This is a genomic window from Alicyclobacillus acidocaldarius subsp. acidocaldarius Tc-4-1 (assembly GCF_000219875.1).
GTDB classification, from domain to species: Bacteria; Bacillota; Bacilli; order Alicyclobacillales; family Alicyclobacillaceae; genus Alicyclobacillus; species Alicyclobacillus acidocaldarius_A.
The window spans coordinates 1806608-1832374 of sequence record NC_017167.1; the positions used below are offsets into that span (position 1 = coordinate 1806608).

Sequence of the window (25767 nt, forward strand, 5' to 3'; positions counted from 1 at the left end):
GTCAAGCGCTTCTCGACTGGCGTTGCGCCAGGTCGCGAACGTCGACGCCGAGGATGTCGGACAACCGAGCTGCAACATCCAACGTCGGACAGCGCTTGTTGCTCTCATAGTTCTGGTAGGTTCGAACGTGAATTCCAGCACTGTCCGCAACCTCTTGTTGCGTCATGCCCTTTGCTCTGCGGGCTGTTTTGAGAACACTACCGAGCACCTTTCACCACCTTCTTTGCATTGAACACGCACAATCGTGTGTGTTCTTGCTCTTAATCATACACGCACAATTGTGCGTGTCAAGGGTTTGTGATTATGATGCCGAAGTTTTCAGAGCGACTTGTCGCATTGCGAAAGCAATTTGGACTCACTCAAAAACAACTTGCTGGCGAACTTGGACTCCATGTGCGTGCGGTCCAAAACTACGAAGCTGGTCGCCTTCCCGACGCCGAAGTTCTCATCGAACTGGCGAAGTACTTCCATGTTTCGATTGACTACCTCGTCGGCCTCACCGACGACCCTACGCCACCGCGTCGCAACTCCTCATCCGACCGGGATCCATAGGACGCTACGCGCTCACTGCGTCGTCGTACTCCAGCCCCAGGATCGCCGCCTCGCAGATCCTCATCACCGCCTCGGGATCCCCCGTCGCCCGCGCGTAGCCCCTCAGCACACATAGCGTCGGTTGCCGTGTACCGAGCTCTACCCTTGCGATCTGCGCCTGCGTTGTCCTTGCGCAGTAGGCCACGTACTCTTGCGTGACGTCGGCCTCCAGTCTCAGCATGCGAAGGGCTTGTCCAAGCCACATCGTCTCCGTCTCCAATCACCTCCTTTAGGAATATTCCTAGATATTGTAGATTCGGCTTTTCGCTTGTATTCTGTGAAACGTGAGTTCCCCTTCCCCACCTCCGCGCCTCGCCCCGCCATTCCCAAGGCGGGCGGGTGGGGACCACCATACTAGTTGTTTAGTTAGTGCTTTCCTGATAGTCAGGATGTCCACACCATCTTAAGAAAGCTTCACGATTCACTCGTACGTACTTCCCGATTCTCACAGATGGAAAATCTGGACGATAGGCTAATTCATAGGCTTTAGTTCTCCCGATACGTAGATATCTTGCTACATCTTCCATCGTAAGAATTGGGGGCAAGTAAGATGTTTCGATACCTTGAATCTCCTTACTCCCATGATTACTCATAAATTTCATCACCGCCTATCCATCAGCCAAGTTTGTTATATCTTTCTCCATCCGTTACCACTATTCTATGTTCACGATAGTGATGTGTCAATAGCATTTATCATACGTTTCGTGAACAAGGTTTAGGTTCATTTTTGTTGGTCTATACTACGTATCGCGAACATTTGACTAAGGGGGTATAAATCTCTTGGCTTCGATACCTGCACTTGCTTCTCGACTCCGATTGCTTAGACAGATGAAAAATTGGACGCAAGAAGAGTTTGGGCGCAAATTGAATATTTCCAAAGTTACAGTATCTAGTTACGAAAGTGGGGTAAGAACACCCGACGCGAAAACCTTAATCAAGATTGCTGATCTCTTTGATGTATCAGTGGACTATTTGTTAGGTCGCACGGACGGCAAGAACGAAGGATACGCCTCGGAAGTATTGGTTTCGAAAGATGAAAAGGAACTGCTTGAACGATTCCGCAATTTGTCCGAAAATGATGCTAAAGTTCTATTGCAGTTAGCGCGGATTCTCGAACGAAGGGGCCGAATATCTGATGAATTAAACCCTGTGAGTCACATCACCAGCGAACAAGGTAAGAACGAAACCGGAATTAGTAACAGCCACGGAAAAGAGACCATTACTTTCCTAGATTATTTGGAGATGTTGAGGGAGCAACGACCTTGAGAGGTCACGTCCGCAAGAGAGGGAATAAATGGTGTTTTGTTATTGATGTCGGTCGAGATGAACAAGGAAGAAGAAAACAAAAATGGTTTAGTGGTTTTGCAACAAAGAAGGAAGCCGAACGAGCGCTTGCAGCTAAACTTCAGGAGTTAAATAACGGGTTACTTTCCACAAGCGATATGACTGTCGGAAAGCTTCTTGAAGATTGGCTGCTCGATAAGCAATTACACGTTAAACCCACTACATTTCAACTCTATTCGCGTATTGTGACGATACACATTGCACCGATGATAGGTCACTTTAATTTATCTGATCTTCGCCCCGATCATATACAAACTATGTACCGCAAGTTACAACAAAAAACTCCACCGCTACAAGCGAAGACAATACGCACCATTCATAGTATTTTGCGAAATGCTTTAAAGAGAGCTCTCAAGTGGGGGCTCATACCTCGCGATCCATCGGAAGCTGTCGAGCTACCTCGCTCTCCTAGGCGGACGCTAGCAATATGGACTCCTGAGCAGATCCGAACCTTTCTCACTGCAAATCAGAGTATCGATTCGAGATACTACACGGTTTTCATCTTAGCGATTTACACGGGTATGAGAAAGGGAGAGATCCTCGCGCTTCGATGGAGCGACATCGACTTTGAGAGAAACATCATCCACGTCACCAGGACATTTAGTTGGGTGGATGGCGAAGCAATGTTCCTAGAAACAAAAACTCACCATTCAAATCGTTCTATAGCCATCTCCCACAATGTCAAAGTTCAATTGCTGCGTCATCGCGAGTTCCAAGAACAAGAAAAACGACTTTATGCAGATTCATATCATGACCGCGATTTGGTGGTCGCACGTCCGGATGGCGAACCTATTCGGCTTAGTTCGCTGCAAAAACAGTGGAGACGCGCGGTTAAGCGGGCTGGACTTCCGGAAATTAGATTTCATGATCTTCGACATACACACGCGTCGCTGTTACTTTTGCAGGGAGTGCACCCTAAGGTAGTTAGCGAACGATTGGGGCACTCGAACATTAGCATTACTATGGATACGTACTCACATGTTCTGCCCTCGTTGCATCGCGAGGTTGCCGAAGACTTTGCCAGTCTTATCAGTAACAAAAATACTTCGTAATCACGAAGGTTTGCATTTTGTTTGCGAGCAGCCTTGCAAACACGAGGTTTGTCAGTGTAGATGCCTTATTTTAAGCTACATTTTAGCTTTTCGATTCTATCACGTTTTGTTAGGTGTATGATAGACATTGTATCCGAGACAGTCCCCTCTGTCACTCGGATCGAAACGCTGACCTGCCTACCTGATGTCGAACTCGTCAGAACAGCTAGATGATTCGCCACACGAACCTGTAGAAACGCAGGCAAGTGTCCTCCTTGGGATAACGCATCCTCGACTGGTCGCGCAAGCGCGAATGCAACTGCCCGACACTGGAGAAAAGTCAGATTTCTCGCCTCGGAACGGAGAGCGAGCGAACCCGTCACCATGGTCGCGGCAGCGATCAGCGCTAGACCGGAAGTGCAAGCCAATACGTACCATATCACAAACCCCGAGTCTTGGTTGGACCCGTAGTGATACCTCATCGCGACGCCTCACCCCCCATTTCCAACGTCCCACGACAGGCTCTGACCATCTAGCGTTTGGACAGATATGGTGAGTAACCATCCCGCGGAAGCGGACTTCTGCGAGGCCGAGAAGGCCCGGACATCGGTGGCAATCACAGCCGGGTCAAGTCCGAGATTGTGTGTAAAATTGCCCTCTTCGGCGAATGGAGCGGTGAGCACTTAGGCCGTTGCTGCACAAGCCTGAGCTGATTCTCTCCAGGCCTGTTGCGCCTTCTTCCATGCCTCATACTCGTCCATGTTGAGATATTTCCGCCCTGTCGTCCATTCTTCGTCGATTTCCATCAGTAACGCCCCCAGCAGACGGATCGCCGATTCCCGGTTGGGGAAGATGCGAATGACGCGCTCGCGGCGCCGAATTTCTTCGTTGAGCCGTTCGACACCGTTGGTGGTGCGTAAACGCCGCCGATATCGCTCAGGTAGCACCAAAACCGCGGTGACATCATCAAACCCATCCTCCAACACCTGCACCGCCTTCGGCGCTTTCTCTGCATAGGCTTCGACAAATGCCTCCTTGAGCAACCGCGCGGTCTTCAGATCCGGCGCATCGAGGATCGCGCGTACCTGCTGGTACACCTCCTCCTGCAACGCCTTGGGTGTGGCGTCCAAGAGATTGCGCATGAAATGGGTCTGGCACCGTTGCCACGTCGAGCCCTGAAATTCGGTCTGAAGCGCCTTGACGAGTCCGCTGTGACTGTCGGACACGACGATATCCACGCCGCTCAAACCGCGTTGCTTCAGCCAAGCGAAAAACTCCCGCCAACTCGATTCCGATTCGCTGTTGCCTAGCATCAAGCCGAGAATCTCTCGATACCCCTCGTCATTCACACCGACGGCAATCAAAGCCGCGCGCGAACGGATGCGTCCGTCTTCCCGAATCCGGAGGACCAGGGCATCGACGAGCAGAAACGGATAGCGGTGCTCGGCGAGGCTTCGTTGGTTCCACGCCTGGACGATCGGGTCAAGGCGTTTGCACAGATCCGAAACCGTCGATTTCGAGAAGGACGTGCCACACAACTGCTCCGTGACCTTCGCCACATCTCGAGTCGACACGCCGTTCACCACCATCTCCATCAAGGCAAGGAGGAAGGCTTGCTCGCTACGCTGATACCGAGCAAAAAGCTCGGTTGAGAATTCGCCATTTCGAACCCTCGGCATACGTAACACGAGCCGCCCCACCCGTGTGGTGAGCGTGCGCGTGACGGTCCCATTGCGGTAACCCCTTCGCTCCTCTGTACGCTCGTAGGGTGCGGCCTTCAACTGCTCTTGAACCTGCGCTTGGAGAATTTGATTGACGACGCTTTCGACGAGCTTGGCCACCCCTCCATCCCGCTGAAAGAGCCCTTCCAAAATCGCGTCGTCCACGGTAATCTGGTACTGAGCCATCCGGTATCCCTCCTGGTGAAGTGGTTTCTTCTCCGTCTCACATTCTACCAAAGAGGGCCGGATGCTCATTTTATGTCACCTGGACCATCCGTTTTACACATGATACCGGACACGACTCACAGCCGTCCCACCTCCTGCCTTGACACGGACGAGTTGGTGATTCGCATTCAAATAGTAGGTATAGAGAGCCCCACTCAGTTCCCGAAGTACGAGGCTTGCGCCAAAGGCACTCGCGCTCGAGGACGCATGAACATCTGCCAAGGTGACGCGGCGCACACTGTCCAAAACCGCCCAATCCTCCGCAACCTGACTGACGCGGCCTGCACCTCTCAGGACAGCGATAGCTGTCATCGAACAGGTGAGAAGGACAAGTGAGGCGATGGAAATTGAAACCATGGCTTCAAGAAGCGAAAATCCCCCGTGTACATGTCGGGATGACGATCGTTTGAACGGCACTTTCACCGATATCCAGCGTGACCATTTGGTCCTGACATGCCGGAGCCTGTGCATCCGGCACCTGTGTACAGTGAACTGCATACACGCGACCGGCTTCCTGCACACTCTGTGGAATCGAACTACCATGCATCACATCCTCCATCACGCGTACCTCTGCCGCTTCGATCTGTTGCATCGAGACAACCTTTTCCAAAACCAGATACGCGTGAGTCTGAGACAGCCAAATCGCTGGAATCAGCATGACCAGGATCAGCGCAGCAAACAGGTTCTCCCACAGCATCATGCAGTCCATCCCCCCATCTGCCACCCGGTTCCCATATACAGATGCAAGTCGTCTTCGCGCTGCCCATCGGTTAGTCGGATGACACCGGCCACCTGCGCATTGCCGAGGTTGTCGTACGAAATGACGTGTGCCGGCAACTGAAGGTACCCATCCACATAGTTCACACCGAGCGCGAAAGCGTCCGACTCGAGCGTCTGAGTCCCCTGAAGAAGCCGATATCCTGTGTCGTAAGGGTCCAGCCACACCTCTGTGAAGGTGTCACTTGTGGATGCCAGATTTTGCATGGAACGCATCTGAGCCAATAAGGTGGATGCCGTGGCCCGAAGTGCCATGCCCCGTTCCAACGAAACCAGCGATCCCGTCAGCATCACGACAGAAACAGCGTAAAGGGAGAGAACCACCATGACCTCAAGCAGCGAAAATCCACCCTGGTCTTGTCGATGAACAGGTTGGCAACAAACACGCCCCATCCGGTCACATCCCTCCAGGGGACAGGCACGTAACGGCAATGTTATTGGCGTCCGAGTCCTGGATGACGTAATTGCCGGACAACGCATCGTTGGACAGCAAACCGTCAGAAACAAGTGCTTGAATTTGCTGAACGGAATTTCCAGTTGGCAATTGCCCGTGGATCAATTGATATTCGGCCAACGCTGCGGAAATTGTGCGCACATTGCCCGCGCACGCCGTGTTTTGAGCCCTACCAGACGCCCGCAATAATTGCGGGGTGATCATCACAATCAGAATGCCAATGATCACGACCGCGATCATGATCTCAATCAGGCTGAACCCTGTGGTTTTCCTCCCGAGCGGGAAGCTCCCCTGTGCGGAATCCGTTGCATACCATCACACCTCCTCGAAGCTAAGACAGGCGCGCGATGGCTTGATACATCGGCACCATAAGGCTGTACACCATCACGCCAACCACGAGGCCCATCACAGCCACGGCAACGGGCTCTGCGATTTGTGCGATGGACTCCAATCGATGAACGACATCCCATTGCATGAGACGCTGCCCTTCTCGCAGCCGATCCGCTACTTCGCCCGTGATTTCTCCGACCTCGACCAGTGTCAAAAAGAGGGGATCGAGCACGTGTCCAATCGACGCGAAGGCTTCACAGAGCGAGGCGCCCCGCCGAACTCGGTCGTGTACCACCCTCATCTGGCGACCAAGTCCGCCACGCCGGCCGGCGATCCACGCGACAGCATCCCACGCCCCAATGCCGGCCTCGAGTTGCGAAGCAAGTTGATCCGCTAGGCGCTCCGTGCGCATTCTGCGAATGAGCCGATCAAACGGCGGGCGGATGGGCGCAGAGGGCCAACGGTTCTTGATCAAGAGGGCAACGGCAACCACGACAAGCCCTGCGGTGAAGATCAACAAACTTGCGCCCGAGAGGGTCGTCGGCGTCCAACCTCGATGCGCTGCCGCTCCTGGAGTCAGCGCGGCAAGTTTCTGGAGCGTAGGAAGAATCGCGATCATCATGAACCCAAAGAGCCCATACGTCCCGCATAAGAGAATGAGCGGATAGGCCAATTGCTTCACAAGCGCCCGACGCCATCGCACACGTTCCATCATGCGTGACGCAACGCGCTGCATCCCCTCGGCAAATGCCCCGGCTCGTTCGGCCGCGGCAAGGCCCACCCAATCCATTTCTCGAACCCACTCCGCGAATGCTTGCACCAAGGGCTGACCGCGTTCTACTTGTTCGAGGACCGCTTCCGATAGAGCCACGCCCACATACGCGCTGCTCGAACGAAGCGTCGAAGCGGCCAAACGAACGTCGACCCCCGCCTGGAGCATGCTCGAAAATTCCATCATCCACAAGGCGATCTCGCGCTCCACGCGGGGCAAGCGTGCCAATCGCACGAGCGCGCGACGCAAACGAATTCTAGTGCGCCGACGCAAAGCCTTTCCCCACCCTCGATTTGCTTGGCACTCGGCCGGATATCGCCTGAGTTCCGTTCTCATGATGAAACAGCCGATCCACACCCAGGACACGATAGGTACGGCCGCCGTGCCCCGCAGACTCAACAAACACAACTCCGCTCAAGACTTCTTCCAAGATGGACACCGGAACCCCCAAGTCGAGAAACCGCGATACCACACCCATCGGTCTGCGCGCGTGAACCGTCGCGATGACGAGCCTCCCTGTCATCGCCGCCCGGCACGCTGCCGCCGCAGAGACCTCATCGCGGACTTCACCGATGAAGATGACGTCGGGATCCTGCCGAACCATAGCTCGAAGCGCCGAATCAAACGTGAGACCATGTTTTTCTTGGATTTCGACCTGGCGACATCCCGGCACTCGAACTTCCACAGGGTCCTCAATGGTAAAAACGATTCGCCCCTGATGGAGCAAGTGTTCTAGCATCGCATAAGCTGTGGTGGTTTTCCCGGCTCCCGTGCGACCTGCGAGCGCGATCAACCCGCTATCACGTTGCAACCAGCCGCGAATGCGGGACAGCGATTCCTGCGAGAGACCGAGGCCCTCCAGCAGGTTCGCTGAAAGCCCCGGATGAAAGAAGCGCAAAACGAGAGATTCTCCTCCAAAGATAGGAACACAAGACGCGCGAATGTGTGCCATCTTCCCGTCTGCTATCCATTGAAAGCTACCTTCCTGCGGCAGGTGTCGGACCGTGACGTCCATACGTGCTAGCGCTTTGAGACGACGTACAGTCTCCTCTACGAACGCGATTCCACTCATAAACGGCATCATCTTCCCGCCTAGGCGAAACGAGACCTCTAAACGTCCGTTCATCAGATAGAGATGAACGTCGCTCGCGCATGCGCGAATCGCTGCGCTCAGAACTGCATCGACGACCTGAACCGCTGCAAATCGCTCCATGCATTCTCACGCTCCCTTCGCCCAAAGAATTCGCGAAGCGAGCGCGACTTCCTGTTTTCTGGAATTTATCTTTCTGATGATTTTGTAAATCGAACGGGGAATCTTATGAGGACCGCTGGTGAGGGGATTCACGCCACTCATACTGAGCGATGGCCACTCGTTCACCCAACGGTGCGAGCAGAAGAAGCCGTTTTGAGGTCCAGCGAAGGACGTGATCGCGACGACTTGGCCACAGTTGCCCTCCAGGATGACTGTGATACGTGGCCCAAATCTCGATGCCGTGGCGATGTAGACTCGTAAGAATCTCAATCCACGCGCTCGGCTCGACCGCGAACCCCATGGCGCTTGCCACGATGGGCAGCGCCACGGCCCACGGCCGCCCTCGCGCGATCACAATGAGGCCAGCGCATTCCGCTGGAAGGGATTGCCGCACGTGGGTCTCCAAGAATGGCCGCAGTTCCTCCGGAAAGGACAGGGAAACATTAGTCCACAAAGTCGAACACCATATCCCCGATGCGAATCACATCGCCGTCTTTCGCACCGTGGGCACGCAAAGCGTCGTCCACGCCGCGCGCCTGCATGATGCGCTGGAATCGTTTTACTGCATCGTACTGATCGAAGTTCGTCATCTTCACAAGTTTTTCTATCTCAGGATGTTCAACAACAAATACGCCGTCTTCTTTTCGAATTTTGAGCGGTTTCTCATCGGGTAGGCGATAGACTTTGCGCGCCGCTTCGTCTGTGGACGAGGTTTCTGCCGACGTGGGCACCGCTGTGGCCTGCACCAGCTGATACAGTCGTTCGGCGAACGGCTGAATTCCTTGATGCGTAGCACCCGATAGCGGAAACACCTCAAGCTCAGGATAGGCAGCCCGAAAACGCGCCAAATTTTCAGTTGCGTGGGGCAAATCCATCTTGTTAGCCGCCACGACCCGAGGCCTGTCCGCAAGTTCCGCCCGGTATTTTGCAAGCTCGTCCTCAATGATGCGGTAATCTTCGACGGGATCGCGTCCGTCTACAGCTGCCATGTCGATCACGTGGACTAACACCCTTGTTCGTTCGATGTGCCGCAGAAACTGATGGCCGAGTCCGCGTCCCTCATGTGCGCCTTCGATGAGCCCGGGCAAATCGGCCATCACGAACGAACGGCCGTCCCCCAGTTCTACCACGCCGAGCTCAGGATGAAGTGTGGTAAACGGGTACGCACCAACCTTGGGTTCAGCGCGCGTCATCGCGCGAAGCAACGTGGATTTGCCCACGGAGGGATACCCAACGAGCCCGACGTCGGCCAACACGCGCAGTTCGAGTTCAATGACGCGCTCTTCTCCAGGCTCTCCCTTCTCAGCCATTTCGGGAGCTTTGCGAACGGAATTGGCGAAATGCGCGTTCCCACGCCCTCCGCGGCCGCCTCTCGCCACCACGAGCCGGTCTCCCGGACGAACCAGGTCTCCCAGAAACTCCCCTGTATCGCGATCGCGCACAACGGTCCCTGGGGGAACCTTGATCACGAGATCCTCGCCATCCGCTCCGTGTCGATTCGAGGGACCTCCGGGTTCGCCGGACTTCGCCTTAAAGTGACGTTGGTACCGAAAGTCGATGAGCGTGCGCAGCCCCTCATCCACCACCAGGACCACATCGCCGCCTCGGCCTCCGTCGCCCCCCGCCGGCCCTCCTTTCGGGACATATTTTTCACGACGCCACGACACAATGCCGTTGCCGCCGTTCCCGCCTTTCACGTAAATGACCGCGTGATCGACGAACACATCATCACCCCCTTGCAAAGTGAATCCTCACATAACGTTCTTCCCAATCTGCGACCTCAAGATCGCGAGCGTCCCACGCGACCCAGAGTGCGTTCGAGCTCACTCTGAGCTTCATCCGGAGCGATCTCCCCCCAAGTGCCAGACGCTCCTCGAGCTCGGTCAAGAACGAGATCCATTGTACAACAGTGTCGCCGTCAGGCGCCTCCTCGACAAGGATATCGTCCACGACCACGTGAGGACATGCCGCAAGCGTCCACACCACGAGTTCCGCGCTTGAGCCAACCGCTTGCTGGACGCGACCGAGCGATTGCAACCATTCGGCCAGTCGATCCATGGCCGCTATCGCGCGATCGGCGCGATTCATCTGAATGAGCGCCCGAATGATTTGGAGCTGGTTCAACACATCGTGCCGATGCCGCCGAAACGATTCTAGACCGGTCGCGTGCTCCAAGCTATGAGACACAGACCACCCTCCTCCAACAGAAAAGAGGCAATCTGAAGCGCTATTGCGCACAGACTGCCTCGCCGCAGACTTTCGTCACTTGCCGACGACTTCCGCCTCCGTGGCGACAGGATAGACGCTCACGCGCTTCTTCCCCTTGCCAAACCGCTCGAAGCGCACCTGCCCTGTGATTTTCGCGAACAGCGTGTCGTCTTTTCCAATGCCGACGTTGCGGCCGGGATGGATCTTGGTGCCGCGCTGCCGCACGAGGATGCTGCCAGCGTGCACGACCTTGCCGTCGGGTTCCTTGACACCCAGTCGCTTGGAGATGCTATCGCGGCCGTTCCGCGTGGAGGAAGCGCCCTTCTTGTGCGCAAAACGCTGCAAATCAAGTCGCAACATCATGGATCATCCTTTCCGTCGCTCTTCTATCGCATGCGGAGCTGTGGTGGCATGCGGATTAGCGCGCACGAACGTGTCGAATGCGCACATGGTCCGGGTACTGCTCCGCGACCTGTTCGATCCCGAACAGCATGCTATCGAACAACAACTTTGCGCGTGAATTCAGCGCCGGAGGAAAGCGACACGACAATTCATCGCCTCGATCTCGCACCTCGAGGGGCGTATCCGCAAACCGCTCCGCCGAGTTGATGAAATTGTACACCAACACGCTGACGGCCGCACAGACGATGTCGCGCCCCGCCTCCGCGTAACCCGCGTGACCGCGAACGCGAAAGCCCTCCAGTCCTTCACCGCGCAGGAGGACGTCCAACTCGATCATGCGAGCTGAATGGACTCCACCGTGAGCTTGGTGTACGGCTGACGATGACCCTGCTTTTTGTGGTAATTCTTCTTGGGCTTGTACTTGAACACGATGATCTTTTCGCCTCGGCCGTGTTCCACGACCTTCGCGACGACCTTCGCCCCTTGAAGATAAGGCGAGCCCACCTGGACCTGGCCTTCGTTCTGAACGAGAAGGACCTTGTCCAAGACGATTTCCGATCCGACCTCACCCTCGAGCTTCTCCACGACGAGGGTGTCGCCCTGGCTCACCTTGTACTGCTTCCCACCAGTCTCCACAATCGCGTACATCCGACAACGCTCCTTCACTCAGACTCGCTGCTCCGGCAGGCTGCAAGGCGCGCAGCCTTTGAAAGCCGGCGGCATGCGGTTACAGTGATGCACTCGAAGCATTGTATCACAACTTTGAAACATCCACAACGCCAGGATTCGACAGTTCGCCCACCGGTGTATCCCACTTTCCGGAGAACACTGCCTCGGCAATCTCCCATTCCTCGACGATATCGACGACCCGGTCTTCATCGTCGAGCACGTAGACCATATGGACGCGATCCGGTGCAAACTGTCGAACCACATGCCGAATCGGCGTGTCCATCCGTGCCACGAGCGAACGCGCACGTGCGACCGGTTCAGACCGCCTGCGCTTGGCGTCCAGAAAGCGAACGAGGTCCACGCGCAGGTCTCTCAGGCCTTGCGACGCCGAGACGGCGAGAAAGAGACCTAGGACAAGCGCGCCAAGGTGCGGCCTTCCCGCAAAGAATGCGATCACGCCGAGGGCCATCAATAACGCCGCGATCACAAAGCCCATTCGATATGCTCCTTCCGTCGCGCGCGCGTACCCCACGCTGCGGCTTCGGCTCGACCGCCACAGCCGCCCGCCGTCCAAGGGAAGGCAAGGAAGCAGATTGAACACAGCGAGCCACAGATTCAGCGTCACCCAGGCGCGGTACGATTCGGACGACGAAACGCCGCTCGCTGCAAGCGTGAGACCTAGCCATCCCAGTCCGAGGTTGACCACAGGTCCGGCGATGGCGACCAACGCTTCATGGCGAGGGACACACCCCAGATCGCCGTTTGCGAGCTTCACGACGCCTCCAAACGGCAAAAGCTGAATTACCGCCACTTTGTAGCCCAGCGCGCGCGCCACCGCTGCATGCCCCAACTCATGCAGGAGGACGCACAGAAACAGGATGGCCACGTGCAGGGCCATGTGTGCGACACAGGCTGCCAACGCCGACAACACAAAGAGCGGGTGAATGCTCACCCGCACCCCTTGGCGCACAGTCCTCGCCCGGCCAGACGTCATGCGCTTCCCCCTGCAAAGGAGATCCATCGCTGTGGATTCTCAAATTTTCCGTCTTTCTCGAGCGAAAAACGAAACACGGGATGAGCGGGGTGGCTCGGCAAGGTCCCAATCTCCTGCCCGGCGAGGACGACATCGTCCGGGTGCACCGCGACGGAACCCAAGCCGCCGTATAGCGCGATCCCGTCCATGCCGTGATCGATCTTCACCAAATACGTGTGACCCGTCTCATACACGCCGAGAACGGTACCAGGCGCCGCTGCCTGCACTGGATCGCCAGCGTCTCCCTGCACCCAGACTTCCGGATGATTGGGGCCGTAGCCCTGGACCACGCGGCCGAAGACAGGCGCCCGCATGCCCGCAGCCTGAACCACGCCCAGCGAAATGTGACGGACACGAAGCGACGCCAACAGGCGATCCAGCACAGGTTGCACGCGATAGGTGTAGTCCGCATCGAACGCATCGATGGCATGGGCGGCGATGGGCGAAGGAATTCGGGGATCGTGTTCCACCGCGTAGCCCGCGGCTACGAGCATCAGCGCGCCGAAGAACTGCCACGTCAATCGAGGCGCACGGCGCACCTGGCTCGGGTTGCCGGCCTCATGAGGCTGGAACCCGCGCGCCGATCTCGAAGATCGCAATCGCACAGGACGAAGCCAAGTTGCGCTCTCGACCTGCCGAATCCCGCCGTCGTCGTCCGCTGACCCGTAGGGGGAAAGCGGCGACTCCGGCCAGTCTTCGCCGCCCGCGTCGCCCATGGTCCAACGATTGGGGGCTTGGCGGGAACCGACCTCCATACCGTTCGAATCGTCCGCCCCTGAAGGCTCCTGTCGTTTCCACGGCCAGGCTCCGAAGTTTCGCGGCATACCCGTCCTCCTCTCACTACAACATCTGTACGCGATGAGGAGGACAGGTATGCGCATGGCTTGTTACCGACCGCCCACCCACTTGCGGAAGCGACCCCAAAGTCCCGATTTTTCCTCGAGGTGCATGAGCGGCACGGATTCGCCGAGGATTCGCCTCGCGATGTTGCGATATGCCGTTGCGGCCGGGACGGCGGTGTCCAATACGACGGGTTCACCGCGGTTGCTGTTTCGGATGACCCGTTCGTCATCCGGAATCACGCCGAGCAAATCGCAACCCAAGACCTGCACGATCTCGTCGATATCCAACATGTCTCCGCGTTTCACCATGTCTGGCCGGATGCGATTGACGATAAGCCTCGGCTCCCCGACCTTATCCCGTTCCAGCAGTCCGAGCACGCGGTCTGCGTCCCGTACCGCTGTGTGTTCGGGCGTCGTGACGACGATAGCCATATCAGCCGGCGCCACAGCCACTCGAAAGCCTTCCTCGATGCCTGCGGGACAGTCGATCATCACGAAATCGAACGACCGCTTGAGTTCATTCACCAACTCAACCATTTTTTCCACAGAGAGCGCGCGCTTGTCCTTCGTTTGCGCGGCCGGGAGCAAGACGAGGTGTTCAAATCGTTTGTCGCGGATGAGCGCCTGTTCGAGCCGACAGTCGCCGTTGGCCACGTCGACGATGTCGTAGATGATCCGGTTCTCCAGTCCCATCACGACGTCAAGGTTCCTCAGCCCGATATCGGCGTCCACCATACACACCTTTTTCCCAAGGAGGGCGAGCGCTGTCGATACATTGGCCGTCGTTGTAGTCTTGCCCACCCCGCCTTTGCCGGATGTCATCACAATGGCGGTGCCCACTCGCTTCACCTCCGCTCTTCACGGCCGGAACGTTTTCGGAGCTTGTGCCATGGAAGAAAGTATTTCATTTCCGCTACGCGCATCTCCCGGCCTTCCAAATAGGCGTACTCCATGGTCGCGCGCATCTGAGGCGCACGACTGACCACATCCGCGATGCGAATTTGCATGGGAGCAAACTCCGCGGCCGCGACAATGGCCGTTTCATCGCCGCCCACGCCCGCATGAGCAATGCCCAGAAGGCGGCCGAACACGTAGATGTCGCCCGTCGCCTCCACCACGGCGCTCGGGTTCACGTCTCCGATGATGACGACATCCCCGTCAAAGGACAGGGGTTGCCCCGATCTCACTAAGCCGTGATAGATGTGTTGCGCGCGCGCGTCGTGGTAACGGCGCGATGCGTCCCGCGCCTCCGGAGTGCTGCCCCAAGCCCTCACCAGGAAGTTGTCTCGCTTCCGAAACACGTCTAGAATGCGCCAGGTCTCCTGGGGGGTCAAGGTTCGCTTGCCGTAATCGACATAGACGTCCACAGTGGGGCCTTCGAACAGCTTCCCGGTTTCACCCGTGATGAGGGTCTCGAGATACGCGCAGACGCGTTCCACGTCCGCTCGCTCGTCCAACAGGAACGTGAGACCTTCGCGCGTGCCCTTCACCGTCACGGGCGGCCTATGATCCATCAGCGGCTCACTCTCTAAAATCAACGGCTGTTCCCTCCAGGATGGCGCGATCGCCCAACAGGCAATATTCGCCCTGAAATCGCCGATTTCCTTCCCATCAACGAAATCAGCGAGTTCAGGGCGAATCCGTAGTGTGCAAAGCATCATATCGGCGCCGCCGAGGGCGGGTAAACCACGCGCTGTACAACGGATACAAGGCGAGCGCAACGACACCGTTGACCATCATCGCCTGGAGCGACGCAGACATCGCGAACTGGATGGAGTCACTTGTCAATTCAAACAAGCGCATGAAACCGTAGGTCAACCACGAATGCACGAAACTGAGACCCATCGTGGTCAGGAAAGCGATAGCAAGATTCTTCTGCATGAACTGGCTGAAGACTGCGGCCGCGATATAGGCGGTCAACCCGTACGCGAATGCGTTGAGTCCGATGAACGGGCCATAGCAGACATCCTGGATGAGGCCAATCGCAATCCCGAAGACCATCGCCAAATTCGCGCCACGGAACAGCGCGAGGAGGACGAGAATCACGAGCACGAAGTCCGGATGAATGGCGTCCATCGGCGGAATCTCGAACAGCGTAGCCTGGAGAATCAGGCCGACCCACAGGGTCACGAATGCGATGGCGGCCTTCACGGTGAACTCCCCTGTTCCCGCACCACGAATACGTCCTGTAGAAAGTCCATCGGAGCTGCCGGCTGGACAATCGCAGATTTCGCGGTGTTGTGCGCGCCGTAAACCACTTTCGTGATGGTGCCAATCACCAGCCCCCGGGGGAAAACGTCGCCGAGCCCCGATGTCACAACTTCATCGCCCACGAGCTGAGAGGATGGCAATTGGATGATCTGGCCGAGGAAGTCCAGGTTGAGCTCACCGGGGTTTGTGGTGGACCCGGTGACCACGCCGAAGGGCTGCATATGGCTCGCCTCGACGAGCGCCGAGACGCCATCTCCCAACTCTGTGTCGGTGATGAGCACCACTCTGGCGCTGTGCGCGCTAACCGTGTCAACGCGCCCCACGAGACTCCCGTCCGGCGCCACCACGGCCATGTTTGGTTGCACGCCGTCCGCGCTGCCCACGTCGATTGTGAGCGCCGAATTCCACTCCGATGGCTCGCGTCCCACCACAACAGCCGGAATCTCATGCAGCTGGTTAACCGTGCGGCGATAAAAGTGGAGCATGGTCTCCAAGCGCTGATTCTCGGCCTGAGCATCCGCGAGTTCGGCGCGCAAGGCTTGGTAGTTCTCCATCTCCTGTTTCAGCGCGGCATTCTCTTCGTACATTTGACGGAGGTTCGACAGACCGGCAAAAAACCCCGTCAGCTTGCTCACCGGGCGATACACGATTCCGGACACGGCGCTCTGGATGTCCATCAACACGCGCTCTGGAAAGGTCGCGCGGCGTCCCGTCTGCGACAACGTCAGTCCCGCGATAATCATGAGGACGATGAGGCTGCCGAGGATCAGGAACAGCCGGCGACTCGTCAAATATCGGGACACGGGTATCCCTCTTCTCCATCACCTTACGCTCGGCCTTGGGCCCGCCGCATCGCGGCCGAGCGTTTGCGATACACGTCATAATTGTCCAGCGCCTTCCCCGTACCGATGGCGACGCAATCCAGCGGGTTCTCCGCGACGAGGACGGGCATGCCCGTTTCCCGGGCCAGCCGCTTGTCGAGGTTGCGAAGTAACGCTCCGCCGCCCGTGAGGACGATGCCGCGGTCCATAATATCGGCAGCCAACTCCGGCGGCGACTTCTCCAGCGTCACTTTCACCGCGTCCACGATGGCGAGCACCGTATCGGATAGCGCTTCGCTGATTTCCTTCGACGTGATCGTCACGTTTCGAGGCAAGCCGGTCAGCAGATCCCGGCCGCGAATTTCCATCGAACGTTCCTCGTCGAGATCGTCGGCTGCCCCAATCTGAATCTTGAGGTCCTCGGCGGTTCGCTCGCCAATCATCAAATTATAAGTCTTCTTCACATACTGGATAATGGCCTCGTCCATCTCGTCGCCCGCCACGCGAATCGACTTGGACGTCACAATGCCGCCGAGCGAGATGATTGCGACCTCCGTCGTGCCGCCACCGATATCCACCACCATCGAGCCAGTCGGTTCGCCGACCGGCAACCCGGCGCCGATGGCTGCAGCCATCGGCTCCTCAATGACCTGCGCATCCTTGGCGCCCGCCTCAAGGGCCGCATCTTCGACCGCGCGCCGCTCTACTGCGGTGATGCCGGAAGGAACGCTGATCATCACCCGGGGCTTCCCGGCCCAAGACGACTTCGTCTTCATCGCCTGACGGATGAAATGGCGCAACATGGCCGACGTGGTCTGAAAGTCGGCGATCACGCCGTCCTTCATGGGGCGGACCGCGACGATGTTGCCCGGCGTGCGACCGATCATCTGCTTCGCCTCGGCGCCCACAGCCTCAATGCTCCCGGTATCGGTGCGAATCGCCACAACCGAAGGCTCGCGCAACACGATTCCTTTGCCCTTCACGTAGACCAGCGTGTTCGCCGTACCCAAATCGACACCCATATCCCTTACGGAAAACATTCAACGGTGGCTCCTCTCATGAAGTGGAATCCATATACCCTTCCGCGCGCAAACTTACAAATCGCCCATCGCCTATCACAATGTGGTCCAGCACCGCGATGCCGAGTATCCGCCCCGCCTCGACGAGACGCCTTGTGACCGCAATATCTTCAGGGCTAGGAGATGGGTCGCCACTGGGGTGATTATGTATGCACAAGATGCTCGAAGCGCTGATGCGGATTGCACGGCGAAAGATCTCGCGCGGATGTACAATAGAAGCATCCAGGCTGCCCACAGACGACATATCCTCAGCCAGGACTCGGTGTTTCGTGTCCAGAAGAAGTGTTACAAAATGTTCCTTTTTAAGATACCTCAGTCGATCCATCACATACTTTGCGGCGTCCTCCGCAGTGCGAATCTGCCGTTTGTCATTGGGTGGCTTTCGCACCACACGTCTGCCCAACTCGACGGCCGCCGCAATTTGCACGGCCTTGGCAGGCCCGATGCCGGGAACGGTGAGCAGTTCCGCCACCTCGAGATCCGCAAGCCTGTCCAAATCGCCCAAATGGCGACAAAGCGACTGGGCAATCTCGTACACGTTCTGCTTCCCGTTGCCCGACTGCATGATGCAGGCCAAAAGCTCGTCCACGCGCAGTGCGCTCGGTCCGAGACGCATCAGGCGCTCGCGTGGGCCATCTTCCAATTCCGAAGCAACGCACACATCCCAGTCCACGTTCATCCCACCTCGTCTCCTTGGATGACCTGAGCATACGGAAACGAGCGGATGGGGACAAACGGCTGCAGGAAAACGATGATACGGAAGTTGAAGACCCAAAAAAAGGGTCCGGTGCGTCCGGACGGATCGAAAGCGCTACGAAACCTGCAACGGATCGCGGGACTCATCGGTTCACACTGCGAGCATACCGCGACGGTACTATTGTGAACATGTTCGACACTGTTCGTCAATGGCTCATTTTCGACAACTCGGTGAGGCCGGCCCATCCGCACAACTGAATCCAGTCGTCGAGCGCCCGCACCGCCAAGGCTTCCGAGCTGCGCGCATTCCCTTGACGAACGGCGGCAAGAAGCCCCTGAAGCGCCTGATGCAGATCACCCGCGACGCGGCCTTCATCGCCCGGCCATGCGCGCCAGACGCCCGGTGAGATGGCGAGCGCATTCTCGAGCGCTCGCCCGGCATCGACTTGCCTTCCCCCATCGGCAGCCCAGGACACGGCCGCCAACAGCGCACTTTCCGCGGTCGCGAGTGCGTTTTCGTCCTGATTGACCACGCCCGGGGGGAGTACGCCCGAAAACGTCGCTTCCCCCGCGCGCAGTCGAACCGCCTGAATCTCGTAGTCGCTTGGCCGCAAACCTGCCACCTTCAAAACATGGCGGATGCCAACAGGCGTCAACGCGAGCCATGCTGAGCCACTCGTCGACCGCAGCGGAACGGCGACCTCGATGGACAGCCCGGGATACGCGACTGACGTGGAGGGACTTGCCACTCCCCCGATGGACTGTCCCCGCGCTTCCGTTCGAATAGTCGACACATGGGCCCCCGGTGCTGCAAGCTGATGAAATCCCACGAGCGCCAGGGAGCCGAGCATCATCCCGCTCGCCAATCCTGTCTTCAGCCCAGCTCGAAAACGCCCCTCTCCCGCCGGAAGGATCCACTCCCGCATGGCCGCGATGACGCGGTTCAAGCGTGAGCGCGAAGTTGACGGCGATCGCGCTTCCTCGATCCGCGCGCGCATCGCGGTAAGGGTGATGGGGGCGCGGCGGCGCTCGATCCGGAGCACCGGTTCGCCTTTCTCGGAAGCCATGCCGCGATCGGGAACGGTCCAGGTCTGCGTCCCCATGCGAACGCGAACCGTGTGCGATGGCGGTTTGCGATCTGCGTGGCTATGAATCGGGTTCGATGCGTTCAATTCCACCGCCTCCCGGCCGTTTCACGTGAGAGTCACGGCTAGTCTATGAGCCGGAAGTAGGCGGTATGCAAGTTTCGAGAGATTCAGCGGGAGGAAACCCTCCGCGCGCTCCCTCTGCAGGAAGGACGCGCGCGAGGGGCGAGAGGTTCATTCCGTGTCTACGGGAGAGAAGAGATAGAACGTGAGGTTCCCGGCGGTGTACGTGTGCATCTGCGCCCCGATGAGGGGATCGATCTCGTCCACGGGCACCATCCACACGCCGTTCGAGCGAATCAGCGGCGCCTTCAGGCGCACTGGTTTGCCGTCGATGGTAACCATGCCCGAGCGCTCGTCGATCGCAACATCGTGGCCTTGGTACGAGAAACGGGCCACGCCGTTTTCTGCGTGCAGGATGACATCGAGGTTCTGGGCGTAATGATTCAAGCTCAGGTAGGTCACACCGCGCAGGATTTGCGGCTGCGCATCCGGCGTTACGGGCTCACCCGTCGTGGGATCCAGAAAGACGGGCGGATTGTTCAAGTGCCAATCGAACATATTCATCAGCGATCCGGCCAGGGTGTCGTAGGACGCCGGCCCGAGTGAACCGAGGCCCCAGTTTTGCTCAATAAACTTGAGAATGGACGTCTGATCGATCAGGGTGTTATCCACGAAGTTATGCTTGGCGTACGGCGAAATGACCAGGAAAGGCACGCGAGGGCCATAGCCGGCGCGATCGGTGCCGTTTTGTAACACCGGCTTCCCGCCGAGGACGTCCACAGCCGGATCATTCGACCCATTCACAAGCGGCGGCATGACGTGATCGTACCAACCATCCGAATCGTCATACGTGATGATGATGGCGGTGGAAGACCACTCCGGCGACGCCTCGATTTGGTTGATGGTCTGAACCAACCAGCGCTGCTCGTCGAGCGGATCGGAGTAACCCGCGTGGCCGTCCTCGTATTCGGGCGCCTTGAGGAAGCTGACGGCTGGCATATTTTCGTTCTGAAGCGCCATGAAGAAGTCCGTGATGTCGTACTGGTGGTTCGCCTGATCCGTGTGTCCGATCATGGACACGCTAGATGGCGGCAGATGATTGGGATTGGCAGTGGACGCGTAATACTGGAACGGCTCGTGGTGTGCGCTGTAATCGGTGGTCTCGTCCGTGCCCGCGATGTTGTTGTCTTTCGCGTTGGGATTGGCGAAGCCGCCCTGGAACCAGCCCCACGTGATGCCCTTTGCGTTCAGCAGATCCCCGATGTTTTTGCCAGACATGGCCATGGTCATGCCCTTGGAGGCGCTGTCGTAGTAGGGATCGATATCGCTGATGTCCACGCCGTTTTGGGTGACGGCGTTGGTCGGGAAGTTTTTGCTGCCCGGCTGTACCACCTGCGCCGTACCCGTCGTCTCATTGGACGAATAGACCGTCGCGCCGGCCGTGTCGCCCGAGATGAGGTTGATGGCGCCGGGCGTGGACGGCCCGTACTGCGTGCAGTACGCGTTGTCGTTCAGCGCGAAGTGCTGGGCGTAGTACCACAGGGCGGTAACGGTGTTTCCGTCGTAGTAGTCGAGATCGATGGGATTCCCCCGGCCTACGGTGTTGATGAAGTTGTCCATGCGGCCACCGTCGACCGACTGTTGCTCCGGCGTGTAGTTGTGATTCATGTCGGGCGTCACGGCCTGAGAGCGGTCGAGGCGCTGCGGGTTCGCGCCATTCGGGTTGTTCGTGAGGAGACTGCCCGAAAGGCCGTTGACGCTCGGCGTGTCAGGGGCCGCGTAGAAGGGCGGCTCGCCTGCGGGATTGGCGGCATTCGGATACGTGCCAAAGTAATGATCAAAGGAGACGTTTTCGTCAAAGATGACCACGAGATGGTGAATCGGTGTCGCCGTGGTGACGGACGGCGCGGCCGTGTCGCTGGCGAGCGCCTGCGGGGCCATTGCCGTGAGCAGGGCCACGGAAGTCGCGAAGACAGAACACCATCGTCTGGCTTTCACAGTGGGTGAACCCCCTCCCCTATTGGTTACACGAGCCGAATGTAACCTGGAATTGTTGAAAGAATATGAATCGAAGGTGAAGAGGGCGAAAAGATTTGGTGTTGAGCAAGGAGATCCATCTCATGTTTCACTTGGGCGAAAAAGAAAAGGGGGCACAAAGCCCCCGCATCACCCTTACCCCTATACCGTTCGCGGTTTACCCCAGAACGTAAATCGTGATGGTGCGAGCCCCCCACGCATCCGCTTGCGAGAGAGAGGCCATACAAATGTCGATCCGGTCGCCCACGATGGCCGATCCCGTGTCGGCGGCGATGCACACGCCAATTCCCGGAATGTACACCCGAGATCCGAGTGGGATGACCCGCGGATCTACCGCGATGACGCCCGGCTCAGCTGGCACCCCCGTTGCGGTTGTGCCACCCGCCACATACGCGGTAGCCACAACCGTCAGCGCTTCGCGGATGAGCCCCGGATTCGGATTGGTAGACCTTGTCGCGAGCGTCGCCTGCACAGGCTTCGGCTCGGCCGTTCCGACCTCGACCACCGCATCGATAGGTTCCCGCACGATCCGTCTGACCACCCGTGTGGCAATGCACTTGCCATCCCGATAGACGCGCGTCGTCTGAACTTCCAGCAACCCTTTCACACCGTGCGTCACGTACTGGACATGTCCTCGAAGGAGTTCACTCGTGCTGCGACGTATGGTCTGAAACGGTATCTCCTGCGTCTGGGTGGTGGTCTCCGTCACGTAACGGTGGATCTCGATGGTCTCGCCAAGCCGAATCGCGTCTGTCACCTTGACGTTCATTCGATCCTGCGGCGTGAGCTCAATGTGTTCGCCCTGCAAGAGCTCTCCCACGGTCTTGGCGAAGGTAAAGACCGTCTCCTTCTTCCCTTCGACGTCCAACGTCACTTCCTTGGGACTCTCGATGGTCACCGTCTCGCCATTGACGACAGAGCTATCAAGTGCCGGGCTGACGCGGTCCCTTTTGCCGATGCGGACTCCGTGCTGCTCCAGGAATTCTTCCAAGGTTCCGGTCGAAAACCCACGCAACACCTTGCGCTGCCCATTGTCTGACACCGTGATGGTCTTGTAGGTGCTTGCAACTGCCGTGCCCGCACCGCCAAAGCCGACGGCTGCCGCCGTCACGGCCGCCACCACGGCTTTCGACTTTGGTAGACGCACTCCCTCACCTCTTTCCGTTTTTCCCTCACGGATAGGGGGTCGGGCTGCGGACAGTATAACGAGATTGCGGCGGGATTGCAAACCACGTTCTGTAAGCGCATTCTCCGCCGCTTTCTCAGCAGCCTGAAAGCTTGACTCTAGCCTATAGAAAAGGCTATGGCGGATGGACGGGAAACATGTCGGCGGAAATCCAGAGATTTTCGTGTAAAATCGACAAGGGCGGCGCAGTCGGTTTTGCCGACTTTGCCGCCCTCCGCCGAAATCCGCTTCACACGAGCGCCTGTCGCTCCGGGATCTGCAGGATGTTCGCCAACCCCTTCGCCACCTTCCACACGTCTCCCGCGCCCATGGTCAAGACGAGATCGCCCGGATGCACACTTTGAGCTAGGTACTCGATCACGTCGTCATGCGTCGGGATGTAGCGGGTGTTCGGATTGCTCATGCGCGCGATCTCGCTTGCGAGCCTGGCTGCGGACACGCCGTCGATCTTGCGTTCCCCGGCCGGTGAGTAGATGTCGCAGAGAATGACCTCGTCGGCCTCTCCGAACGCCTTGGCAAATTCCTCGAACAAAAAGAACGTCCGCGTGTAACGCTGCGGCTGAAAGACCGCCACAATCCGCCTGCCTGTGGACTTCGCCGCAGCGATGGTGGCGCGGATCTCCGTCGGATGGTGTGCGTAGTCGTCGACAATGAGCACGTCCGCCACCTCGGCCACTACCTGAAACCGCCTTTTCGCCCCGTGAAACCTCGACAGCGCGCGGGCCGCGGCCTCGAACGGGAGCCCGACCTCCATGCAAACGGCAATGGCGGCGAGCGCGTTCAGCACGTTGTGTTTGCCGGGAAGGGCGAGGTGAAGCGTTCCGACGAATTTCCCGTTCATGTACACGTCGGACTGTGAGGCGCGATCGCCCAGGACCACATGTTGCGCGGTCATGTCGGCGTCCTCCGCGAACCCGTAGGTCACCACTCGACAGTGCGCCGCGGCGCGCAATTCGCGGAGCTTTTCGTCATCCGCGGACATCACCAAGAGCCCCTCGGACGGGATCTGGCGGATGAACGTCTCATACGCTCGGACGAGGTTCTCGAACTTTCCGTCGTAATGTTCCAGATGGTCCGCCTCCACGTTCGTGACCACCGCGATGGCCGGCCGATAGTGAAGAAACGATCCATCCGACTCATCGGCTTCCGCGACGACAAACGGCCCCTTGCCTGCCTTGGCATTGTCGCCGAGATCTGCCACGACACCTCCGACAACAAAGGTCGGATCCAGTCCATTTTGTTCCATCGCAAACGCGATCATCGAGGTCGTGGTCGTCTTGCCGTGGGCGCCGGTCACCGCGATGCCGACGCGATCGTCCATCAAACGCGCCAGCATTTCGCTCCGGTGAATCACGGGAATATGGAGCGCCCGCGCCGCCTGGAGTTCCACGTTATCTGGTTTGACGGCGGTACTGTGGACCACAATGTCCGCTCCCTCGACGTGCTCAGGGCGATGCCCGTAATACACCGTCGCCCCGCGCGAGGCGAGCTTCTCCGTCAGCTCGTGACGAGATACATCCGATCCCGAAACCCGATATCCCAGATCCAGCATCACCCGCGCGATGGCGCTCATGCCGTAGCCGCCGATCCCGACGAAATGCACATGTTCCGAACCGCGCACGCGCCTCACCGTCCTTTACTGCCATTCCTCTGCTCCAAGTGCAATGATAGTGTTCCGCGCCAACTCCGCCATATACAAATTTCCCCAAATCACGATCGGCTCTTGACCCGCCAACGCCTCCTGAATGGCGTCCTCGATCGACGACATCACGCAAACCGAAAGATCTGGCCGCATCTCGCGAACAAGCGCCGCCAACGCCCTCGGGTCTGCGCCTCGCGGATGAGGGGATTTCACCATCAGCGCCGCGCGCGCCAAGGGCAGCATGTGTGCAAGCATGCTCTGCACGTCCTTGTCAGCGAAGGCCGCGAAAACCATGCGCCACCGGCTTGATCCCATGCCCTTCCCCAGGCGCCGAAGCGCGCGGGCAAGCGTGCGCGCGCCTTCTTCGTTGTGCGCGCCGTCGATCACGACAAGGCGGCCCCCGATGTCAAACAACTCACAGCGAAGCGGCCAGCGCACGCGCTCGAGAGCCGCCAGCGCGCGCGCCCAGTCCGCTTCCGCGATCTGCCCCTCGCCTAACTCCAGCATGGCGAGGCTCACCGCAGCGTTCTGCGCTTGATGCTCGCCGACGAGGCCCAAGCGGACAGAAGGCGCGTCGCGGAACAGCCCTCGATAGGTGCCGCGCAGGCGCGCGTCCGCGCCCGTGATGGTGAACTGCACCTCGCGACCGACGTGAAACAAGTTCGATCCCAGCCGTGTCGCCGTGCGCTCGATCACACGGTACGCGCCATCTGTGCATGCGGTGACTACGGGCACGCCTGGCTTCACAATCCCCGCCTTCTCGCGCGCGATATCGACGAGCGTCGGGCCGAGAATCTCGACGTGATCGTAGGAGACGTTCGTAATGGCCGTCACGTGCGGCCACACCACGTTTGTGGCGTCCAGACGGCCGCCGAGTCCCGTTTCCCACACCACGCGCTCGACGCCATTCGCCCGAAACGCGAGGAGCGCCACCGCAGTCAGCACCTCAAACTCCGTCGGCGGATCGGAGGCGTCCGCGGCGCGGCGCACGGCGTCCACATGCTCTGCGAACTCCTCCTCCAATATGGGCTTGCCGTCGATGGCGATCCGCCCGTTGAAGCCGCCCAATCCCGGCGAGGTGTACAGACCGGTTCGATGTCCGAGCGCCGTGAGCATGGCCGCAAGCATGGCGCAGACGGAGCCTTTGCCATTCGTGCCAGCGACGTGATAGAAACACAAGCCGTCTTCAGGATGATCCAACTTCGACAAAATCCGACGCATCCGGTCAAGGCCCGGCTTCATGCCGAACCGCCGGAGCGCGCCGATATAACGAACGGCCTCCTCGTATCGCATGTG

The 25767-nt window shown here is 58.4% G+C and carries 32 protein-coding genes and 1 other annotated feature; of the genes, 3 read left to right on the plus strand and 29 right to left on the minus strand.

All coding sequences use genetic code 11. From position 1 onward, the window contains the following. Position 1: 1 nt before the first annotated feature. Positions 2-208, minus strand: a complete 207-nt coding sequence (locus TC41_RS08695; protein WP_014464663.1) for a helix-turn-helix transcriptional regulator — start codon at positions 206-208, stop codon at positions 2-4. A 98-nt stretch (positions 209-306) separates the two neighbouring features. Between TC41_RS08695 and TC41_RS15870 the strand changes: the two genes are divergently transcribed. Beyond that, entirely contained in the window at positions 307-552 is a 246-nt protein-coding gene (locus TC41_RS15870; RefSeq protein WP_081462321.1) for a helix-turn-helix domain-containing protein, read from the plus strand. A gap of 4 nt (positions 553-556) precedes the next feature. Here TC41_RS15870 and TC41_RS08700 read toward each other — a convergent pair whose 3' ends face one another. Beyond that, positions 557-796 (minus strand): helix-turn-helix domain-containing protein, encoded by a 240-nt coding sequence (locus tag TC41_RS08700; RefSeq protein WP_041695805.1) that lies wholly within the window; start codon positions 794-796, stop codon positions 557-559. Between the two features lie 157 nt (positions 797-953). After that, complete coding sequence (locus TC41_RS15875) at positions 954-1193, minus strand: helix-turn-helix domain-containing protein (protein ID WP_308727026.1); 240 nt, start codon at positions 1191-1193, stop codon at positions 954-956. A 178-nt stretch (positions 1194-1371) separates the two neighbouring features. Here TC41_RS15875 and TC41_RS15880 point away from each other — a divergent pair, with 178 nt between their 5' ends. Together TC41_RS15880 and TC41_RS15885 are read left to right on the plus strand one after the other, a co-directional pair. Continuing rightward, on the plus strand, positions 1372-1857 hold the full coding sequence (locus tag TC41_RS15880; RefSeq protein ID WP_081462269.1) for a helix-turn-helix domain-containing protein: 486 nt from the start codon (positions 1372-1374) through the stop codon (positions 1855-1857). Then, positions 1854-2987, plus strand: coding sequence for a site-specific integrase (locus TC41_RS15885; RefSeq protein WP_014464666.1), 1134 nt, complete (start codon positions 1854-1856; stop codon positions 2985-2987). Before TC41_RS15880 ends, TC41_RS15885 begins: the two co-directional genes overlap by 4 nt. 662 nt (positions 2988-3649) lie before the next feature. Here the strand turns inward: TC41_RS15885 and TC41_RS08715 are convergent. The 26 genes from TC41_RS08715 to TC41_RS08835 all read right to left on the minus strand — a co-directional run bounded on the left by TC41_RS08715 (position 3650) and on the right by TC41_RS08835 (position 25764). Beyond that, positions 3650-4873 carry an IS256 family transposase gene (locus TC41_RS08715; RefSeq protein ID WP_041695246.1) on the minus strand — a complete coding sequence of 408 codons (1224 nt, stop codon included), beginning with the start codon at positions 4871-4873 and terminating at the stop codon, positions 3650-3652. Between the two features lie 93 nt (positions 4874-4966). Then, entirely contained in the window at positions 4967-5383 is a 417-nt protein-coding gene (locus TC41_RS17295) for a PulJ/GspJ family protein (protein ID WP_374952850.1), read from the minus strand. Then, positions 5274-5612, minus strand: a complete 339-nt coding sequence (locus TC41_RS16450; RefSeq protein WP_158306736.1) for a hypothetical protein — start codon at positions 5610-5612, stop codon at positions 5274-5276. Before TC41_RS16450 ends, TC41_RS17295 begins: the two co-directional genes overlap by 110 nt. Next, positions 5609-6082, minus strand: a complete 474-nt coding sequence (locus tag TC41_RS08725; protein ID WP_041695247.1) for a pilus assembly FimT family protein — start codon at positions 6080-6082, stop codon at positions 5609-5611. Before TC41_RS08725 ends, TC41_RS16450 begins: the two co-directional genes overlap by 4 nt. 4 nt (positions 6083-6086) lie before the next feature. Further along, on the minus strand, positions 6087-6371 hold the full coding sequence (locus tag TC41_RS15410; protein ID WP_237700137.1) for a prepilin-type cleavage/methylation domain-containing protein: 285 nt from the start codon (positions 6369-6371) through the stop codon (positions 6087-6089). 103 nt (positions 6372-6474) lie between these two features. After that, positions 6475-7479: a type II secretion system F family protein gene (locus TC41_RS08735; RefSeq protein ID WP_237699884.1), complete on the minus strand. Its 1005-nt coding sequence runs from the start codon at positions 7477-7479 to the stop codon at positions 6475-6477. Between the two features lie 22 nt (positions 7480-7501). Beyond that, positions 7502-8458 (minus strand): ATPase, T2SS/T4P/T4SS family, encoded by a 957-nt coding sequence (locus TC41_RS08740; protein ID WP_041695248.1) that lies wholly within the window; start codon positions 8456-8458, stop codon positions 7502-7504. A gap of 103 nt (positions 8459-8561) precedes the next feature. Next, on the minus strand, positions 8562-8891 hold the full coding sequence (locus tag TC41_RS08745) for a Mov34/MPN/PAD-1 family protein (RefSeq protein WP_237699885.1): 330 nt from the start codon (positions 8889-8891) through the stop codon (positions 8562-8564). 49 nt (positions 8892-8940) lie between these two features. Continuing rightward, positions 8941-10221 carry a GTPase ObgE gene (obgE, locus tag TC41_RS08750; RefSeq protein ID WP_014464676.1) on the minus strand — a complete coding sequence of 427 codons (1281 nt, stop codon included), beginning with the start codon at positions 10219-10221 and terminating at the stop codon, positions 8941-8943. 4 nt (positions 10222-10225) lie between these two features. Then, positions 10226-10684: a Spo0B domain-containing protein gene (locus TC41_RS08755; protein ID WP_041695250.1), complete on the minus strand. Its 459-nt coding sequence runs from the start codon at positions 10682-10684 to the stop codon at positions 10226-10228. Positions 10685-10759: 75 nt separating this feature from the next. After that, entirely contained in the window at positions 10760-11065 is a 306-nt protein-coding gene (gene rpmA / locus TC41_RS08760; protein WP_041695251.1) for a 50S ribosomal protein L27, read from the minus strand. A gap of 58 nt (positions 11066-11123) precedes the next feature. Next, positions 11124-11444 carry a ribosomal-processing cysteine protease Prp gene (locus TC41_RS08765; protein WP_014464679.1) on the minus strand — a complete coding sequence of 107 codons (321 nt, stop codon included), beginning with the start codon at positions 11442-11444 and terminating at the stop codon, positions 11124-11126. Continuing rightward, the gene (gene rplU / locus TC41_RS08770) at positions 11441-11755 is read right to left on the minus strand and encodes a 50S ribosomal protein L21 (RefSeq protein WP_012811120.1); all 315 of its coding nucleotides are present in this window, start codon (positions 11753-11755) and stop codon (positions 11441-11443) included. The genes TC41_RS08765 and rplU overlap by 4 nt, the downstream gene beginning before the upstream one ends. 10 nt (positions 11756-11765) lie before the next feature. Further along, positions 11766-11846 (minus strand) — a sequence feature (ribosomal protein L21 leader region). 15 nt (positions 11847-11861) lie between these two features. Next, positions 11862-12770 (minus strand): site-2 protease family protein, encoded by a 909-nt coding sequence (locus TC41_RS08775; protein ID WP_041695252.1) that lies wholly within the window; start codon positions 12768-12770, stop codon positions 11862-11864. After that, on the minus strand, positions 12767-13633 hold the full coding sequence (locus TC41_RS08780; protein ID WP_041695253.1) for a murein hydrolase activator EnvC family protein: 867 nt from the start codon (positions 13631-13633) through the stop codon (positions 12767-12769). The genes TC41_RS08775 and TC41_RS08780 overlap by 4 nt, the downstream gene beginning before the upstream one ends. Positions 13634-13696: 63 nt before the next feature. After that, the gene (minD, locus tag TC41_RS08785; protein ID WP_041695254.1) at positions 13697-14491 is read right to left on the minus strand and encodes a septum site-determining protein MinD; all 795 of its coding nucleotides are present in this window, start codon (positions 14489-14491) and stop codon (positions 13697-13699) included. Positions 14492-14496: 5 nt separating this feature from the next. After that, a complete protein-coding gene (locus tag TC41_RS08790; RefSeq protein WP_041695255.1) occupies positions 14497-15189 on the minus strand; it encodes a septum site-determining protein MinC in 693 nt (230 codons plus the stop codon). A gap of 91 nt (positions 15190-15280) precedes the next feature. After that, positions 15281-15802 carry a rod shape-determining protein MreD gene (mreD, locus tag TC41_RS08795; protein WP_014464684.1) on the minus strand — a complete coding sequence of 174 codons (522 nt, stop codon included), beginning with the start codon at positions 15800-15802 and terminating at the stop codon, positions 15281-15283. Continuing rightward, a complete protein-coding gene (gene mreC / locus TC41_RS08800) occupies positions 15799-16665 on the minus strand; it encodes a rod shape-determining protein MreC (RefSeq protein WP_041695256.1) in 867 nt (288 codons plus the stop codon). Before mreC ends, mreD begins: the two co-directional genes overlap by 4 nt. Before the next feature lie 23 nt (positions 16666-16688). Continuing rightward, on the minus strand, positions 16689-17723 hold the full coding sequence (locus tag TC41_RS08805; protein ID WP_014464686.1) for a rod shape-determining protein: 1035 nt from the start codon (positions 17721-17723) through the stop codon (positions 16689-16691). Positions 17724-17739: 16 nt separating this feature from the next. Then, on the minus strand, positions 17740-18441 hold the full coding sequence (radC, locus tag TC41_RS08810; RefSeq protein WP_014464687.1) for a RadC family protein: 702 nt from the start codon (positions 18439-18441) through the stop codon (positions 17740-17742). Between the two features lie 223 nt (positions 18442-18664). Then, the gene (locus TC41_RS08815) at positions 18665-19636 is read right to left on the minus strand and encodes a hypothetical protein (protein WP_014464688.1); all 972 of its coding nucleotides are present in this window, start codon (positions 19634-19636) and stop codon (positions 18665-18667) included. Between the two features lie 141 nt (positions 19637-19777). Then, on the minus strand, positions 19778-21565 hold the full coding sequence (locus TC41_RS08820) for a phospholipase C (RefSeq protein WP_237699886.1): 1788 nt from the start codon (positions 21563-21565) through the stop codon (positions 19778-19780). 235 nt (positions 21566-21800) lie between these two features. Further along, a complete protein-coding gene (locus TC41_RS08825) occupies positions 21801-22790 on the minus strand; it encodes a 3D domain-containing protein (protein WP_041695259.1) in 990 nt (329 codons plus the stop codon). A gap of 268 nt (positions 22791-23058) precedes the next feature. After that, positions 23059-24450, minus strand: a complete 1392-nt coding sequence (murC, locus tag TC41_RS08830; RefSeq protein WP_041695260.1) for a UDP-N-acetylmuramate--L-alanine ligase — start codon at positions 24448-24450, stop codon at positions 23059-23061. A gap of 15 nt (positions 24451-24465) precedes the next feature. Continuing rightward, positions 24466-25764: a bifunctional folylpolyglutamate synthase/dihydrofolate synthase gene (locus tag TC41_RS08835; RefSeq protein ID WP_014464693.1), complete on the minus strand. Its 1299-nt coding sequence runs from the start codon at positions 25762-25764 to the stop codon at positions 24466-24468. Between the last annotated feature and the right edge of the window lie 3 nt (positions 25765-25767).

Coding starts and splice junctions, on each gene's coding strand:
- TC41_RS15870 (WP_081462321.1), top strand. CDS start 307: ATGCCGAAGTTTTCAGAGCGACTTGTCGCATTGCGAAAGCAATTTGGA.
- TC41_RS08700 (WP_041695805.1), bottom strand. CDS start 796: ATGTGGCTTGGACAAGCCCTTCGCATGCTGAGACTGGAGGCCGACGTC.
- TC41_RS15875 (WP_308727026.1), bottom strand. CDS start 1,193: ATGAAATTTATGAGTAATCATGGGAGTAAGGAGATTCAAGGTATCGAA.
- TC41_RS08715 (WP_041695246.1), bottom strand. CDS start 4,873: ATGGCTCAGTACCAGATTACCGTGGACGACGCGATTTTGGAAGGGCTC.
- TC41_RS17295 (WP_374952850.1), bottom strand. CDS start 5,383: ATGCACAGGCTCCGGCATGTCAGGACCAAATGGTCACGCTGGATATCG.
- TC41_RS16450 (WP_158306736.1), bottom strand. CDS start 5,612: ATGATGCTGTGGGAGAACCTGTTTGCTGCGCTGATCCTGGTCATGCTG.
- TC41_RS08725 (WP_041695247.1), bottom strand. CDS start 6,082: ATGGGGCGTGTTTGTTGCCAACCTGTTCATCGACAAGACCAGGGTGGA.
- TC41_RS08740 (WP_041695248.1), bottom strand. CDS start 8,458: ATGGAGCGATTTGCAGCGGTTCAGGTCGTCGATGCAGTTCTGAGCGCA.
- rpmA (WP_041695251.1), bottom strand. CDS start 11,065: ATGTTGCGACTTGATTTGCAGCGTTTTGCGCACAAGAAGGGCGCTTCC.
- TC41_RS08765 (WP_014464679.1), bottom strand. CDS start 11,444: ATGATCGAGTTGGACGTCCTCCTGCGCGGTGAAGGACTGGAGGGCTTT.
- rplU (WP_012811120.1), bottom strand. CDS start 11,755: ATGTACGCGATTGTGGAGACTGGTGGGAAGCAGTACAAGGTGAGCCAG.
- TC41_RS08775 (WP_041695252.1), bottom strand. CDS start 12,770: ATGACGTCTGGCCGGGCGAGGACTGTGCGCCAAGGGGTGCGGGTGAGC.
- TC41_RS08780 (WP_041695253.1), bottom strand. CDS start 13,633: ATGCCGCGAAACTTCGGAGCCTGGCCGTGGAAACGACAGGAGCCTTCA.
- TC41_RS08805 (WP_014464686.1), bottom strand. CDS start 17,723: ATGTTTTCCGTAAGGGATATGGGTGTCGATTTGGGTACGGCGAACACG.
- radC (WP_014464687.1), bottom strand. CDS start 18,441: ATGAACGTGGACTGGGATGTGTGCGTTGCTTCGGAATTGGAAGATGGC.
- TC41_RS08835 (WP_014464693.1), bottom strand. CDS start 25,764: ATGCGATACGAGGAGGCCGTTCGTTATATCGGCGCGCTCCGGCGGTTC.